Genomic DNA, 14,686 nt, shown 5'->3' with positions numbered 1-14,686 from the left:
ATGAGCGATAATGAGCATTTCGAACAATTAAAGCGTTGGCGCCTCATTTTGGGACATTCTGCAAACGACAAGCTATCTGACATGGCGAATGGTCAGGAATTGCTCGATAGTGAGCTGAGCTTGATGGATCAAGCTCTTGCAGCCATTTATGATGAAACAACTGAGATTATGACGGACAAACCCCAAAAAAGCGGTGGTCGTTCAGCTAGTCTTGGCGCATCATCGCCCAAATTAACCAAATGGCTAGGTGATGTTCGCAGTTTCTTTCCATCTGATATTGTATCGGTCATTCAAGCGGATGCCATCGAGCGGAAGGGCTTGACACAGCTGTTGTTCGAGCCGGAGACGCTAAGTCAGGTGAAGCCTGATATTAGGATGGTTGCGACACTCATTGCGTTAAAAGGCCGTATCCCTGAGAAAACAAAAGAAACAGCAAGATTACTCGTTCGCGAGGTCATCGATGAAATTTTAGCTCGCTTGGAGCATGAAATTCGGCGAGCCGTTACAGGCGCTTTGAACCGAAGAAAGCATTCACCGCTGCCTTCGATGACAGGGCTGGATTGGAAAACGACAATCCGCAGAAATTTAAAGCATTATGATTTGGATAGCCAAAAGCTTATTCCAGAACGTTTTTATTTTTTTGAACGCGCTCGGCGCAGTAAGGAATGGACCGTTATTCTCGATATCGATCAGAGTGGTTCCATGGCGGATTCGGTCATTTATGCTTCTATTATTGGTTCTATTTTTGCGAGCTTGCCTGCCTTGGATACACATGTTGTCGCTTTCGATACTGAGGTTGCTGATTTAAGTGAGCAATGCGCCAATGATCCAGTCGATATGTTGTTTGGCATTCAGCTCGGCGGCGGCACAGACATTAACAAATCGGTTCAATATTGCGAGCAGTTTATTAGTGACCCAAAGAAGACATTGTTTATTCTCATTTCAGATCTCTATGAAGGCGGCAACCAAGCATCACTTATCAGAAGGATGGAAAATATGCGGCAATCCGGCGTTAGCGTAATTTGCTTGTTAGCCTTGTCGGATAGCGGAGTTCCTTCTTATGACGCTGCGCTTGCAAAGAAGCTCTCCACATTTGGCATTCCATGCTTCGGCTGTACGCCGGACCGGCTTCCAGAGTTGATTGCAGGTGCACTGCAAGGGCGAGATTTACAGGAGCTTGCTAGCGCAATTGATCCAGCGGGCAAATAAACCTTATAAACAATTTATGGAATCTTAAGCTTTAATTAAACTTTACTTACAAGCCTCTTAACGATTGATTGTTATCTTTAGTAATAGATAACAAGTCGATTTTGGGAGGTTTTTTTTATGCAAACAAAACTCTATGTCCTATACGGCGGCAAATCCGTCGAGCATGAGGTTTCATTAAAAACAGCATACACCGTTATTCAATCCATAGATAATTCTAAATTTGAAGTATTCCCCATTTACATTACGCGAGAAGGACTATGGTGTTCGCCTGACAAGTTAAATCAAGAAGGACTTCAATTAAACGATCTTATAGCTTTGCCCAAGCATAGGAGTGAAGCCGAGTCCATCGGACAGGTTTTAATGAGTCAATTCGCATTGCCAGGAAAAAAAGTTGTCTTGCCGCTGCTGCATGGCTCATATGGAGAGGATGGAACCGTACAAGGGATGTTGGAATTGCTTAATGTTCCTTATGTTGGGAATGGCGTATTGTCCTCTGCACTTACACTGGACAAAGCCATCTCAAAGCAGCTATTAGCGCAAGCTGGCATTCATCAGGTCGACTACCGTGTATATCGATATGATCAATGGCTGGAAGATCATTCAAAGGTACTTCAAAAGGCAGAAGATACCATTGGTTATCCTTGTTATGTTAAGCCTGCCTCACTGGGATCAAGCATCGGCATCAGCAGATGCCACGACAAACAAGAGCTGGTTGCCGGCATTACCGAAGCATTTAAGTATGACAACAAAATTGTGCTTGAGCGTGAAGTGATAGGCAGAGAAATTCAAGTGGCTGTTATGGGCAATGAGAAGCCGCTTGCATCACTGCCAGGCGAATTCATCCATGACCATGTCTTCTTTGATTTCGAGTCCAAATACATGGATAAGCAGCTAAAGATGTCGATTCCAGCGCATCTATCCGAAGAAATCACGTCGCAAATTAGGCAACTAGCCATCAAAGCTTACCATACTCATAACTGCTCGGGTCTTGCACGGGTAGACTTTTTCTTAGATGGCAAGGGACAGTTGTATTTGAATGAAATCAATGCACTGCCTGGCTTTACGAATTACAGCATGTATCCGGTCATGTGGGAGCGGACGAATGGAACTCGATATTCGGAGCTTGTCGAGAAATTAATTGATTATGCTATCATGCGTCATGCTGAAAAACAATCGATTCAGTACACGAGGTGATCGATATGCTTAGAGATACTTGGGCTGACATTCATTTGAATCATATTCAAGACAATCTTATACAGATTCGCGAAACGCTGCCAAACCATGTCAAGCTGATGGCTGTTGTGAAAGCAAATGGCTACGGACATGGTGATCTTGAATCTGCGCATATGGCTGAACAAGCAGGCGCTGATGTTCTGGCTGTTGCTTATTTAGAAGAAGCGCTCCGCCTTAGATCCTATGGCATGAAGCTGCCTATCCTTATTTTGACACCAATCGACGCTGAATATGTGCACTTAGCCATCGAGAATGATTTGATGTTAACCATTACAAATGCCACATGGTTTAAGGAAATGAGAAAATACAAATCGACTACATCTGCCAAGAAGCTTCTTATCCATGTGAAAGTGGATACGGGACTCGGAAGAATTGGTATTCAGTCAATAGATGAGTGGGACAAGCTTGTGCCATGGCTAAAAGCTCCAGATATCGAAGTGGATGGATTTTACACTCATTTTGCGACCGCAGGCAAAGCAGATACGACATTTCTTGAGCTGCAAACAAGCCGCTTTATAGAGATGATGGAATGGAGCAAAAAGTCCGGTCTCCATATTCGTCATTATCATTGTGCGGGAAGTGCAGCAGCACTCCGATTTCCTAATCTTGCAATGGATATGGTACGCATAGGGGCGGCGATGTACGGCTTTTATCCAGAAAAGCTTGTGCAATCTGTGAAGCTCAAGCCTGTTTTGAGCTTGCACAGCAAGCTCATACAAGTAAAGAAGCTGCGCAAAGATGAGTACCTAGGATACGACAATTCCTATCAGGCAGAAGAAGAGCAATGGATTGGCACAGTTCCGATTGGATATGCAGACGGTTGGTCACAAAGCATGCAAAATTCCGAGGTGCTGGTCAACGGACAACGGGCAAAAGTCGTCGGCAAAATATGTATGGATCAGCTCATGGTCAAGCTGCCAGGACCTTATGCGGAAGGAACACAGGTGACTTTAATCGGACGTCAGGGAGCAGAAGAGATCACATTTGCAGAGCTAGCCGCCCATATTGGTAGCGTAGCACAGGAAATATCAACATCGCTATCAGCTAGAGTAACAAGGAAATACAAGGACGTAGAGGAGGCTTGGACGAAATGGGGCAACCGAACCAAACTGAAACCATTCAAGAAAGCGGTTATGTAAAGCATACAGCTGTTCAAGTTAGTCGTGCAGAAATGTATGAAGGACATCTGGTATTGGTTAATCAAGCCAACCCAATAAAACAGTTCATTTCATTGGACAAGCTGATCCCGCTTCATACTAATCCTGACATAAAATTGCTGGAGGAAGGTTTGTTACTAGAGAAAACATGCTTGCAGCATTTCAATATACTTCTAAATGAATCTCAAGCCATGAATGATATTATTGCAGTTAGCGCTTATCGCTCGAGAGAGGAGCAGGAGAAAATCTATGAAACCTCTCTAGTGGAAAATGGTGACGAGTATACCGCTTGTTATGTGGCTTTGCCAGGACATAGCGAGCACCAAACGGGACTTGCCATCGATGTTGGGAAAATAGATGAACATGTCGACTTTATTGCGCCATCTTTCCCAGATAGCGGCATCTATATGGCATTCAAGCAGCTTGCTGCAAAAAATGGCTTTATTCAGCGGTACAAAGTAGGAAAAGAGGCTATAACAAACATCTCTTGTGAGCCATGGCATTTTCGTTATGTCGGTTATCCTCATGCCGAAATTATGGAGCAGCATGATTTTTGCTTGGAGGAGTACATCGATTTTGTAAGAAAATTTACTTATGGCGGGAATTATCTCACCGTAGAAACAGATAGCATGCTCGTGCAAATTTATTATGTTCCGGCAGAGGATGGACCTTCCACGACTGTTCCTATCCTAAATGGTGATCTATATCGAATATCAGGAAATAATAGGGATGGTTTTATCGTTACGGCTTTTACTGGAAAAGGGCAAAGATCACATGGTCTCTAAACCCAATTATAGCGGGCTCGACTGGCTTAAATTTATAGCGGCCCTATTCGTTATTGCTAATCACACCAGTCCATTGCTCTCGTATAACGAATATTTTGACTTTCTATTCAGCGGAATCATCTCGCGATTAGCGGTGCCTATATTTTTTATGTCAACGGGCTTCTTTTTCTTCCGAAAGCTGACAGGAGATAAAGTTAAAGATCAAAAAGCGCTGTTCATTTATTTAAAGAAAATCGGAATCTTATATTTGATTGCTGTCTTGTTGTACATTCCTTTGAATATGTACAAAGGTGATTTTTCTACTCATTTTACCTTTGGTTCCTTTATAAGGGACATTGTTTTTGACGGTACGTTTTATCATCTATGGTATCTGCCTGCGCTAATCATTGGACTTGTTCTTACGTATTATTTGCATCAGAAAATGTCGCTTTCCATGCTGCTCGTTGTTGGTTTTTTGTTCTATGTAATAGGACTTTTCGGTGATAGTTATTATGGAATTTCGGAAAACATAGCTGTTCTAAAACATTTCTATGAATGGCTGTTTCATTTTTTTGATTACACACGCAATGGTTTATTCTATGCACCGATTTACCTCATATTAGGCATCTGGGCAGCAAAACGTCCACAGCCTGCTAGAACGCCGATAAACTACGCGTGTTTGTTTCTGATTTCCTTAGCACTAATGATAGCCGAAGCTTCCTTTCTGAAAGCTCTACAATTTCCGCGGCATGACAGTATGTACGTATTTGCATGGCCAGCAACCTACTTCTTGTTCCACTGGGCGTTATCCTGGAGAGGCCGATCTGGAAAAGCATTTAGGGAGTGGAGAGTATGGATTTATATATTGCATCCTATTGCTATCGTTCTCGTTCGAGGAGCAGCTGAGTTCGTGAAGCTGGAAGCTTTATTCATCACAAATAGCCTCATTCATTTTGTCGCTGTATGTCTTGCATCAATCGTTATGGCAGCACTCGCCGTACGAATATCCGTCATAAAATTTAAGTTTCGACCATAGATATGATAATGGGAGATGTTCGTTAAGCAAATGAACGAGAGGAGAAGCCGCAGCGAAGGAGCATTACCTGCAGCTGGGAGGGATTGCAATGAGTAACGAACTGCTCATTCAACTACTCGTGCTTATCGTAATGATCATCGATATGGCTAACCGATCCAAAGATTCGTAAGGTTAGAAGGCAAAACATCGAAAGTGGTGTTTTGTCTTTTTTTCGTGTTTGTATGTAAGGAGGGGAAAGACAGCGCAGCAACGAATATGTTTACATGTTGAGAAAATATGAATCGTTCCCTTTAGCTTACGTTTTGAGAACGTAATAGATAGGAAGGAGCAACGCCATGATTGAATGTCCTTGGTGCGGCAGCAGCGTTATACTCGAGCATAATTGTTGTCCGGAATGTAAACAAGAGGTTCTTGACGAGCATTTAGATCCCTTTGTTGATGATCAAGAGAATGAGCTTGAAAAATCAGATCTCGAACTTTATGAGTATGATATAAACAACAGCATTGCGAATTCATTCACATGCACTAAATGTAATCATAATGAGTGCGATATTAATGAATTGGCTATGACAGGTGCGGGATTAAGCAAGCTTCTAAACATTCAATATCAACATTATTTATTTGTTTCTTGCATGCAATGCGGTTTCGTTGAAATATATGACCCTACGATATTAAGACGACACAATTGATGCAATTTCAAATTCAGCTTCAATGGAAACATTCAAAGAATTTAGCTTGAAGGAACGTTTTGATCCATTCATGCTTAAAAGGTTAACAGGAGGATTTTCTAGTGAAATACGAAATTATTTTGTTTGATGCTGACGATACCTTATTTGATTATTCTTTAGCAGAGGCGCACGCCCTTAAAAGTGTTTTCTTGGAGTTTCAAATTGACCTTCTACAATCACATATTGAACTCTATCGCTCAGTTAATCAGCAGCTGTGGAATGATTTTGAAAAGGGTGAGATTACTCTTGATTTTTTGCGGCATGAGCGATTTAGAAAACTGTTTGCAGAAGTTAAAGTCGAGCTTGATGCTGTGCATTTTAGCGCGCGCTACGTTCATTACTTGGGAGAGGGCTCTTTCTTAATCGAGGGCTCGGATGTTCTTATTCAACAGGTTCTTCATAATGGGCATCGCATTGCAATCATCACAAATGGGATTAAACAGACACAGCATAATCGAATTGGCAGGTCTGCTTTAGCTCATTCGTTCGAGCATATTATCGTTTCTGAGGACACTGGTTTTTCGAAGCCGCAAACGGGAATTTTTGATTTTGCATTCAAGAAACTGAATCTGATCAATAAGTCTAATGTGCTTATGGTCGGTGATTCATTAACATCTGATATCCAGGGCGGCCTCAATTATGGCATCGATACATGCTGGTACAATCCGAAGCGAAAGCCAAATCGTACAAGCATTATTCCAACGTATGAAATTCATCATTTAAACGAGCTGCTGCAACTACTATAAAAAACTGTTATCATCATAGCTTAGAAACAAGAACGATGCAGGCGACAGCCAGCATCGTTTTTTGTTTCTAATTAAGTTCCCAATCCTGCAGCAGCATAATGGCTGCCCCGGCGGTAACGGCATCCTCAGTCAGCTGTCCTTGCGAAAATTTCGGTTCATATTGCGGTGAATAATAAATGTTGCTCCGCGCAACTTGAATGACCGTTTCATAAATCGTTTTATCGACATTGACGAGCGGGCCACCTAAAATGACAGCCTCGGGATGCAAAATATTAATGAGATTGGCGATACCAATGCCGAGATAGGTAGCCGTTTGTAGAAATTGCTCCGTAATGAATGCATCTTTTTGCAAATACGCTTTCCGCAAAGCGTCAAATTGAACTTCCTCTGGCGGAATACCCATTAACGTGCTTGATCGGCCAAGCTTCAGTTGAGAGCGTATTTTCTTCTCCAACGCGGGAATGGAAACAAGCGCTTCAAGCGCGCCATAATTTCCTTCGTCGCCTAGCCTTGGACCATCGGTCTGAATGATCATTTGACCGAACGAGCCTTCCATATCTACTGCGCCTCTAACGATTTGTCCACCCGACATCATAGAGGTTCGCAGACCAACTCCCGCATGAACATAAAGCATATGTTCAACCTCTTCATTGCGCAGCGCCCAATGTTCGCCAATAATAGCTGTGTTCGCTCCATTATCGAGCAGGGCAGGCATGCCAAGCCGCTGTTCCAACCAGTCACAGATGGGAACATCAATCCAGCCTCGCGCAGGAAAATAACGGGGTTTTAGCATAACGCCATCTTCACGGCTCAAAGGGCCAACGGCACCAATCCCAATTCCAATTACTTTGTTGCGATCAATGTGAAAGTCACTCATCATACGCTCAGCAATTTGAGTAATTTTGCCCACAAGCGTTTCTGGCGTCATTCTTTCATCCATCTTCCATCGTTCAAACGCGAGCGGTTTTAAATTCAAATCATATAAACCGATAGAGGAGGTGAAGCGGGATATTTCTAGCCCAAACACTGCACGATGATCTGGATTGACGCGATACAATATAGGTTTTCGCCCGCCTGTAGATCGTCCCAGCTCTGAAGCAAGAATTAGACCATCCGTTAGCAGTTCCTCCAGCAATCTCGACAAGCTGGTGGATGTTATCGTTAATCGCGCCATTAAAGCAGCTTTGGAAACGAGTCCATCGCGAATGATGAGATCAAAAACTTGTTTTTTTATTGTAGGTACTTTTACATTCATATTTGAATCTCCATTTGTCCAAGTAATTATATCGGATATTAATCAATCTCTATTATATGCTCTAGGAATTTGCATGACTAGACAAAGTCTTAAAATATTTTATAAGTCATTTTAATCTTATGTACCATTCGTTTTGATCAGATGCTTATTCACAACCAAGCCGCAGTATATTTGTCAGTTTTCGACAAAATAATCGGTTGTCATAGCTGGGAATAAGTTCTATAATCTTGTTACAAAGCAGATTATCGATAATCGATAATCGGAAACGGAGAAGTGAATGTTATGTTTGAGAACATGTCAATTCCTTCGGTTAGCTCCATTAGCGATCAGGTTTACACAGCATTAAAGAAGGAAATTCTAGCAGGTGAGCTGCAGCCGGGAGCTAGGCTGCTAGTTCTTGAGATTGCAAAGAAATTCAACATCAGCCAAGCACCGGTTCGTGAAGCGCTGGAACGACTGAAATCAGCAGGATTTAGTACGAGCATCCCCAACAAAGGCTCAATTGTTTCATACATTACCGACAAGGAAATAAAAGATATTTTCGAGCTGAGAGAGATCATAGAAGGTTTTGCGGTACGGCAATCGATGAAGCAGCTAAACGAAAATGATTTCAACTATTTAGAAGATCTGATTCGTCAAATGGATGTTGCTCATGAGCAAAACGATATTTTGAACATATTAGAGCTTGATATGGAGTTTCATGGTTTTTTTTATAGACGCTGCGATAACCATATGATTCTCGATCTTTGGAATCGGATGCGAATCAAAGTGATGCGGTTCATGGCTATTTCCAATCGTCATTACTCCACAGAAGAGCTGGCGGATTGGCATCTTCGGCTCGTAGACGTTCTGCGCACTGGCGACGCTGCACTAGCAGAAGAAGCCTTTACTTTGCATATGCACTCTTACAAAATGATTCATCTCAATTAAAGTCATTCATTTCACAAATCGACCTTACAAGAGGGGGAAATGGAGAATGTTAAGCGAGGGGTTATTATTTAAAGAAGATGTCATTCTTACGTGGATGAGGGAGCGTTTCTTGCGAAACCTGGTGTCTAATGCCCGTGCAATGAAGTCGGATTTAAAAGAAAGCTTATCCAGGCTTCAGCTTAATCCCTATTACACTTTTCCAGTTATGGCTTTGGTAGAACCGACGATCCCATTTGAAGATGAGCATGAGAAAATCATTTATTTGGAGCAAATTCGGGATTACATGCAAAAAAAAATGACCGAAGGCAGCGTCGTATTTGTGGATGAGGAGGGCAGAATTGGCATGCTCTTCTCATGGGTATCGAAGGAATCTATCGAGAAGATGCAGACTATGCTTAAAGAGCATTTTCTTCATTCCTTTAATGTCGGGGTGGGCAAACCATGCAGTCAATTATATGATATTGTTCATTCCTATCGGCAGGCTGCGCGAGCGTTGCAGTATAAGTTTTATAGTGGAACGGGCAAAATTAATTATTTCAGCGAGCTGGGACGCTCGGAATCGCTGCAGCAATACCCGTCAGATAAGGAGAAGCAGCTTTTTGATGTTTACAAAGCCGCAGAGACAACCGCAGAGATTGAAGAAAGTGTTCATCTATTTTATGATGAGCTGCTTCATGATGGACCGATTGATACACAGAGCGTATATGATGTGACCGTTAGGCTTCTCGTCGGAATAGAAAAACGTGTATTATCAGAGACAGAGCATGTTAGCATGTATGAGCGGTTTGACGTGATGTCGATCGTGAAGCTTACGACTTTGGATGAAATTAAACAGTATGTCATTCATTTTTTAATTGGACTGAAAGAGGTGTTCTCGTACAATCAGAAGGAGAGCCACCGCAGCATTATCAAAAAAACGATTCATCATATGGAGCAGGAATGGCAATATGTATCCTTGCAAAGTGTGGCACAGAAAGTGTATATGACACCAACCTACTTAAGCCTGCTATTCAAAATGAATACAGGAAAAACGTTCATCGAGCATTTGACAGACATTCGGATGGATAAGGCGAAGGATATGCTAAAGAGCACCCATTACAAAAATTATGAGGTAGCAGAGAAGGTCGGCTACCAAGATCCACGGTATTTCAGTCAAATCTTTAAGAAAAAGGTCGGACTCTCGCCTAGTGAATACCGGGAAACGATTGGTAAATAAAAGAATTTCATAGAAAAAGGGCTCTAGCGGCGGCGTGATCCAGCTAAAGTCCTTTTTCTCATATTTAAACCACAATTGCTAGTTTCGAACGAATTGCCTAGAGCCGAACATCGCTTTGCGGTCCGTTTCGATCTCTCATTTGTGCTTCCTCAAGCTCAGCATCCCAGTTTAGATGACGATATTCCTCGGCTGCGGCATCATTTTCGAACCAGTTCAAGAAATCTGTCCAAAGCGCAACGTCCCATCCGGCATCAATTTGTGCTGTAGAATATACGCTCTCACGCAGTCTTACGAAACCAAACACATCACGTACTTGGGATTTTTCCGCTTGTACGACCGTTAGCTCAGCTAAATGAGGCGGAATAAAAATAACACCAGATGGAGTGCCGAGTACCACATCTCCTGGCATACATATAGCCTTGCCAATGCGTGTTGGTACGTTCATGCCTACCATTGTAACGTCCGCAATCGCAGTAGGATCACTGCCGCGATAATACACATTGATATTATCGATTTCTACGATTTGTTGATTATCGCGAATACCGCCCCAAATGACAGCACCGCCGCGCTTCGTGCGTGTGGAAATAGCTGTAGATAAATTCCCGCCTACGTAAGTGCCGAGATGCACTTTATCAAACATATCCACTACTGCGACGTCATCTTCTACAAGCGAATCAATAACCCATTGGTTGAAAAAGCCTTTTCGGTTTTCTTGCTCATGCCCATAATTAAGCAACGCTTCATGCAGATCAGGTCGTTTAGGCACCATTACAGCTGTAACAGCGCGTCCAACCATTATTTTATTCGGGTGAACGATTTTGAAATCACCTTCGAACTGAAAGGCATAACCTCTGTTCCAGAGAGGGCCCCAAGCCTCCTCCAAAGTAATTTTGCGCATGCGCTTTAGAACATCTTCGGATACTTTAGGACGTCCATTCGAAAAGCGTTCACCCTCCCAAAGCGGCGTAAGCTGGATCATATCTTCCGGATTGTCAAATTTCATCTGAGCACCTCTTTCGCAATAGTGTGTTTGAAGGCTGCTGTTATTTGCTTTCTAAGTCTATTGTTAGGGACATTCACATATTTGTCGATGCGACTTTCTTAAGGTATTTATGAGGTAATCTATGAATTTTTCACACTATATAAAATCAAACGATTTCATAATTTCTTCACCTTCATTCATGTAACCGCTTTCGTATAAAGTAAAGGAACATTATCTAGGAAAGGGGACGAGATGATAAGAGTGAAGACAGAGACTGTTTTACCCAAACAAAAGCAGATAAAAACAAAACGCAAACAACAAGGAGCTGCTCATTTAGCCGGATACATATTTATATCCCCTTGGCTAATCGGTTTTTTGCTGTTGACGCTTTGGCCCATTGCACAATCGTTTTATTTGTCTTTTACCGAATATTCTTTGCTGGAGGACCCAATATGGACCGGCACGGACAACTACACCAAAATATTTACTGGTGATTCCACTTTCACGAAATCGCTCAGCGTGACGTTTATGTTTGTATTATTCTCCGTTCCATTAAAGCTATTTTTCTCCCTTATGGTCGCATTGGCACTTAATAAGAACATTCGAGGCATGAATATTTATCGGACGGCAATTTATTTTCCATCCTTAATCGGAGGAAGCATTGCGGTAGCAGCGCTTTGGCGCAATATGTTCGGGATAGACGGTTATATCAATCAAGTGCTCGCTTGGTTTGGGATTGAAGGGGTAGGCTGGATATCCAATCCGGACACCTCGCTTGGCACATTGATTTTACTCAATACGTGGCAATTCGGATCAACCATGGTTATTTTTCTAGCAGGACTTAAGCAAGTGCCGCAAGAGCTTTATGAATCAGCATCTGTAGACGGTGCCGGCAAGGTAAGGAAGTTTATAAGCATTACGCTGCCGATGCTCTCGCCGGTTATGTTCTTTAATCTCGTGCTGGGCATTATCGGATCGTTTCAAACGTTTACCTCAGCGTTCATTATCACAAAGGGCGGCCCTATTAATTCAACCTATATGTACGCCATGTTCCTGTACGAGAAAGCGTTCAAGCATTATCAGATGGGTTATGCGTCAGCACTTGCTTGGATATTGCTCACCATTGTTGCGCTTCTCACGCTTATTAATTTCGCAGCCTCGAAATATTGGGTGTTCTACGAATCAGATGGGGGGAAAACCAAATGAATTCGCTGCGTTCGAAGCTGACGAGCCATTTGTACCTATCCCTGTTCTCTATTCTGATGCTGTATCCCGTCATCTGGTGGGCAGGAGCCTCTTTAAAAAAGACAGAGGAGCTCAGCTTGCCGACGATCTGGCCGAAGACACCCATGTGGAGCAATTACTGGGATGGCTGGCACTTCTCATCGGAATATACATTTGCTCATTTTTTTGGAAACACACTGCTTATGGAGCTGGGCAATGTCATTGGCGGCGTTGCCACGGCTGCGATTGTAGCTTATGGCTTCGGAAGGCTAAACTTCAAGCTGCGCGGCTTCTGGTTTTCCATTTTACTGCTGACCATGATGCTTCCAGGGCAGGTAACCGTTGTCCCGCAGTACATTTTGTTCAATAAGCTAGGATTTGTGGACAGCTATGTACCGCTCGTGCTTCCGCATTTTTTCGGAGGCGGCGCATTTTTCATTTTCTTGCTTGTGCAATTTATTCGCGGTATTCCGAAAGATTTGGATGAGGCCGCAACAATTGACGGAGCAAGCGTTTACGGAATCTTTTGGAGAGTGATCCTGCCTCTGCTGAAGCCCGCACTTGTTACCGTAGCTATATTCACCTTTATATGGAGCTGGGACGACTTTTTTGCACAAGTGCTTTATTTAAGCTCCGTTGACAAATTTACTGTTGGGCTGGCACTGCGCATGTTCATCGATCAATTCGACATTCAGTGGGGGCAATTGCTAGCCATGTCCTTGCTGTCGATCTTTCCTTCGGTAATCATCTTTTTCTTTGCACAGAAGCATTTTGTCGAAGGAATAGCTACTACAGGATTAAAAGGGTAAGTCATTTCATTTCACAAAGGAAAAGGGGATGTAAGACGATGAACAAAAACGGGTCAAGAAGCTTGGGGCTGTTGATGCTGGCATTACTGCTCGTATTGACCGCTTGCAGCGGAGGCGGAAGCAACAATGGAGGGAAGCAAACGAATGAAGGAACGAAGAGCACAGCAAAGCCGGACGATGCAGGCGGCAAAGAAGCTGGCGCCAAAACAACACTCAGCATTATGTGGTGGGGGCCGGATGCCCGGCACGAGGCAACAAAAAAAGCACTAGACATTTACTCCCAGCAAAACACGAACGTATCTTTTAAGCCGGAGTTTATGGCATGGGATGCATTCTGGCAAAAGCTTCCGACACTTGCTGCTTCGAAGTCAATAACAGATGTACTGCAAATGGATGCTGCCTACATTCAAGAATATGTATCGCGCGGTCAGCTAGAGGATCTCTCTGACATTGACCTAAGCGGCATTGTTGATCCATCCGTAATTTCTAATTTGCAAATAGATGGAAAATTGTACGGTATTCCACTAAGTCAGAATGCACAAGGCTTAGCCTACAACAAAGCGGAGCTGGAGCAATACGGGATTACGCTTCCGCATAAGGATTGGACTTATGATGAATTTTTCCAGTGGGCAAGAGACGCTCGGGCGAAGCTGCCTGATGGGAAATATCCGATCGGTGATACAACCACTTGGGATAGCTTCAACTATTACCAGACGTCGATGGGCAAACCGCCCGTTATGTCCGATGGCGGCAAAACATTTACGCTTGATAAGGATTTGTTTATGACCTTCTACCAAACGTATGAAGAGTTCCGCAAAACGAAAATCGTACCTCCTGCAGAAAAAGCCGCTTCATTTCTGGAAAATGACCCGCAAGCTGATCCAATGGCATCCGGCGTCGTAATGACAAGAGGTGCAACAACCGGCTCTGTCAGCGCTTTAGAGCAGCTTATGCCAGGAAAGGTAGGCGTAGTGAATCTTCCTGTTGGTCCTGCGGGTGGCGGCTGGGCGCAATCAACCATCTTCTTAAGTGTAAGCGCGAATTCCAAAAACAAAGATGAAGCGAAAAAATTTCTGAGATGGTTCGTTACCGATAAGGATGCAGGCAAAGCGCTTGGTCTCACACGCGGCATTCCGATCAACCCTGACATTTATAAAGAGCTGGAGCCAACTCTTGAGGCTAAAGATAAGCTCGGCAAAGAAATATATGACCTTTCACTAGACAAGGCTTTGCCGTTCTATCCGCCGGCAGCAGGCTTCTCCGAATGGGTTGATACGTATAAGAAGGAGATGGAGGCTGTAACATTCGGCCAGCAATCGATTGAAGATGCCTACAAGAAAATAGACAAGATGGGCAAGGAATTGGCTGCGAAAGTGGCTGGTTAATAAACTATGGAG

At 43.2% G+C, this 14,686-nt stretch carries 14 protein-coding genes; 12 read left to right on the top strand and 2 right to left on the bottom strand.

Annotated features, from left to right (window positions below; genetic code table 11):
- The 7 genes from MHH56_RS16555 (at position 1) to MHH56_RS16525 (ending at position 6,873) form a co-directional block, all read left to right on the top strand.
- Positions 1 to 1,209: a VWA domain-containing protein gene (locus tag MHH56_RS16555; RefSeq protein WP_339209441.1), complete on the top strand. Its 1,209-nt coding sequence runs from the start codon at positions 1 to 3 to the stop codon at positions 1,207 to 1,209.
- Positions 1,210 to 1,326: 117 nt separating this feature from the next.
- The gene (locus MHH56_RS16550) at positions 1,327 to 2,403 is read left to right on the top strand and encodes a D-alanine--D-alanine ligase family protein (RefSeq protein ID WP_339209439.1); all 1,077 of its coding nucleotides are present in this window, start codon (positions 1,327 to 1,329) and stop codon (positions 2,401 to 2,403) included.
- A gap of 5 nt (positions 2,404 to 2,408) precedes the next feature.
- Positions 2,409 to 3,581: an alanine racemase gene (gene alr, locus MHH56_RS16545; RefSeq protein WP_339209437.1), complete on the top strand. Its 1,173-nt coding sequence runs from the start codon at positions 2,409 to 2,411 to the stop codon at positions 3,579 to 3,581.
- Positions 3,533 to 4,384, top strand: a complete 852-nt coding sequence (locus MHH56_RS16540; RefSeq protein ID WP_339209436.1) for a D-alanyl-D-alanine carboxypeptidase family protein — start codon at positions 3,533 to 3,535, stop codon at positions 4,382 to 4,384. Before alr ends, MHH56_RS16540 begins: the two co-directional genes overlap by 49 nt.
- Positions 4,329 to 5,399 carry an acyltransferase family protein gene (locus MHH56_RS16535; RefSeq protein WP_339209434.1) on the top strand — a complete coding sequence of 357 codons (1,071 nt, stop codon included), beginning with the start codon at positions 4,329 to 4,331 and terminating at the stop codon, positions 5,397 to 5,399. Before MHH56_RS16540 ends, MHH56_RS16535 begins: the two co-directional genes overlap by 56 nt.
- A 335-nt stretch (positions 5,400 to 5,734) precedes the next feature.
- Positions 5,735 to 6,088, top strand: coding sequence for a zinc ribbon domain-containing protein (locus MHH56_RS16530; RefSeq protein ID WP_339209433.1), 354 nt, complete (start codon positions 5,735 to 5,737; stop codon positions 6,086 to 6,088).
- Positions 6,089 to 6,189: 101 nt separating this feature from the next.
- Positions 6,190 to 6,873 carry a YjjG family noncanonical pyrimidine nucleotidase gene (locus tag MHH56_RS16525; protein WP_339209431.1) on the top strand — a complete coding sequence of 228 codons (684 nt, stop codon included), beginning with the start codon at positions 6,190 to 6,192 and terminating at the stop codon, positions 6,871 to 6,873.
- Positions 6,874 to 6,940: 67 nt separating this feature from the next.
- Here the strand turns inward: MHH56_RS16525 and MHH56_RS16520 are convergent, their stop codons facing one another.
- Positions 6,941 to 8,128: an ROK family protein gene (locus MHH56_RS16520; RefSeq protein WP_339209430.1), complete on the bottom strand. Its 1,188-nt coding sequence runs from the start codon at positions 8,126 to 8,128 to the stop codon at positions 6,941 to 6,943.
- Positions 8,129 to 8,410: 282 nt separating this feature from the next.
- Between MHH56_RS16520 and MHH56_RS16515 the strand changes: the two genes are divergently transcribed.
- Both MHH56_RS16515 and MHH56_RS16510 read left to right on the top strand, forming a co-directional pair.
- Complete coding sequence (locus MHH56_RS16515; protein ID WP_339209429.1) at positions 8,411 to 9,058, top strand: GntR family transcriptional regulator; 648 nt, start codon at positions 8,411 to 8,413, stop codon at positions 9,056 to 9,058.
- A 46-nt stretch (positions 9,059 to 9,104) separates the two neighbouring features.
- Positions 9,105 to 10,274, top strand: a complete 1,170-nt coding sequence (locus MHH56_RS16510; protein ID WP_339209427.1) for a helix-turn-helix domain-containing protein — start codon at positions 9,105 to 9,107, stop codon at positions 10,272 to 10,274.
- Between the two features lie 97 nt (positions 10,275 to 10,371).
- Here MHH56_RS16510 and MHH56_RS16505 read toward each other — a convergent pair whose 3' ends face one another.
- Positions 10,372 to 11,277, bottom strand: a complete 906-nt coding sequence (locus MHH56_RS16505) for an RraA family protein (protein WP_339209426.1) — start codon at positions 11,275 to 11,277, stop codon at positions 10,372 to 10,374.
- 231 nt (positions 11,278 to 11,508) lie between these two features.
- Here MHH56_RS16505 and MHH56_RS16500 point away from each other — a divergent pair, with 231 nt between their 5' ends.
- Genes MHH56_RS16500 through MHH56_RS16490 form a run of 3 tightly spaced genes read left to right on the top strand, consistent with a single transcriptional unit; the run spans position 11,509 to position 14,674 of the window.
- Complete coding sequence (locus MHH56_RS16500; protein WP_076265907.1) at positions 11,509 to 12,462, top strand: sugar ABC transporter permease; 954 nt, start codon at positions 11,509 to 11,511, stop codon at positions 12,460 to 12,462.
- Positions 12,459 to 13,289, top strand: coding sequence for a carbohydrate ABC transporter permease (locus tag MHH56_RS16495; protein ID WP_076265908.1), 831 nt, complete (start codon positions 12,459 to 12,461; stop codon positions 13,287 to 13,289). The genes MHH56_RS16500 and MHH56_RS16495 overlap by 4 nt, the downstream gene beginning before the upstream one ends.
- 38 nt (positions 13,290 to 13,327) lie before the next feature.
- Positions 13,328 to 14,674, top strand: coding sequence for a sugar ABC transporter substrate-binding protein (locus tag MHH56_RS16490; RefSeq protein ID WP_339209423.1), 1,347 nt, complete (start codon positions 13,328 to 13,330; stop codon positions 14,672 to 14,674).
- The last annotated feature ends 12 nt before the right edge of the window (positions 14,675 to 14,686 follow it).

Source organism: Paenibacillus sp. FSL K6-3182 (assembly GCF_037976325.1).
Classification (GTDB): domain Bacteria; phylum Bacillota; class Bacilli; order Paenibacillales; family Paenibacillaceae; genus Pristimantibacillus.
This window is presented reverse-complemented; position numbering and strand designations above follow the sequence as displayed.

Excerpts from the sequence above, each read along its gene's own strand:
- MHH56_RS16510 (WP_339209427.1), top strand. The coding sequence starts at position 9,105 with ATGTTAAGCGAGGGGTTATTATTTAAAGAAGATGTCATTCTTACGTGG.
- MHH56_RS16500 (WP_076265907.1), top strand. The coding sequence starts at position 11,509 with ATGATAAGAGTGAAGACAGAGACTGTTTTACCCAAACAAAAGCAGATA.
- MHH56_RS16555 (WP_339209441.1), top strand. The coding sequence starts at position 1 with ATGAGCGATAATGAGCATTTCGAACAATTAAAGCGTTGGCGCCTCATT.
- MHH56_RS16540 (WP_339209436.1), top strand. The coding sequence starts at position 3,533 with ATGGGGCAACCGAACCAAACTGAAACCATTCAAGAAAGCGGTTATGTA.
- MHH56_RS16535 (WP_339209434.1), top strand. The coding sequence starts at position 4,329 with ATGGTTTTATCGTTACGGCTTTTACTGGAAAAGGGCAAAGATCACATG.
- MHH56_RS16520 (WP_339209430.1), bottom strand. The coding sequence starts at position 8,128 with ATGAATGTAAAAGTACCTACAATAAAAAAACAAGTTTTTGATCTCATC.
- MHH56_RS16530 (WP_339209433.1), top strand. The coding sequence starts at position 5,735 with ATGATTGAATGTCCTTGGTGCGGCAGCAGCGTTATACTCGAGCATAAT.
- alr (WP_339209437.1), top strand. The coding sequence starts at position 2,409 with ATGCTTAGAGATACTTGGGCTGACATTCATTTGAATCATATTCAAGAC.
- MHH56_RS16495 (WP_076265908.1), top strand. The coding sequence starts at position 12,459 with ATGAATTCGCTGCGTTCGAAGCTGACGAGCCATTTGTACCTATCCCTG.
- MHH56_RS16550 (WP_339209439.1), top strand. The coding sequence starts at position 1,327 with ATGCAAACAAAACTCTATGTCCTATACGGCGGCAAATCCGTCGAGCAT.
- MHH56_RS16515 (WP_339209429.1), top strand. The coding sequence starts at position 8,411 with ATGTTTGAGAACATGTCAATTCCTTCGGTTAGCTCCATTAGCGATCAG.
- MHH56_RS16490 (WP_339209423.1), top strand. The coding sequence starts at position 13,328 with ATGAACAAAAACGGGTCAAGAAGCTTGGGGCTGTTGATGCTGGCATTA.
- MHH56_RS16505 (WP_339209426.1), bottom strand. The coding sequence starts at position 11,277 with ATGAAATTTGACAATCCGGAAGATATGATCCAGCTTACGCCGCTTTGG.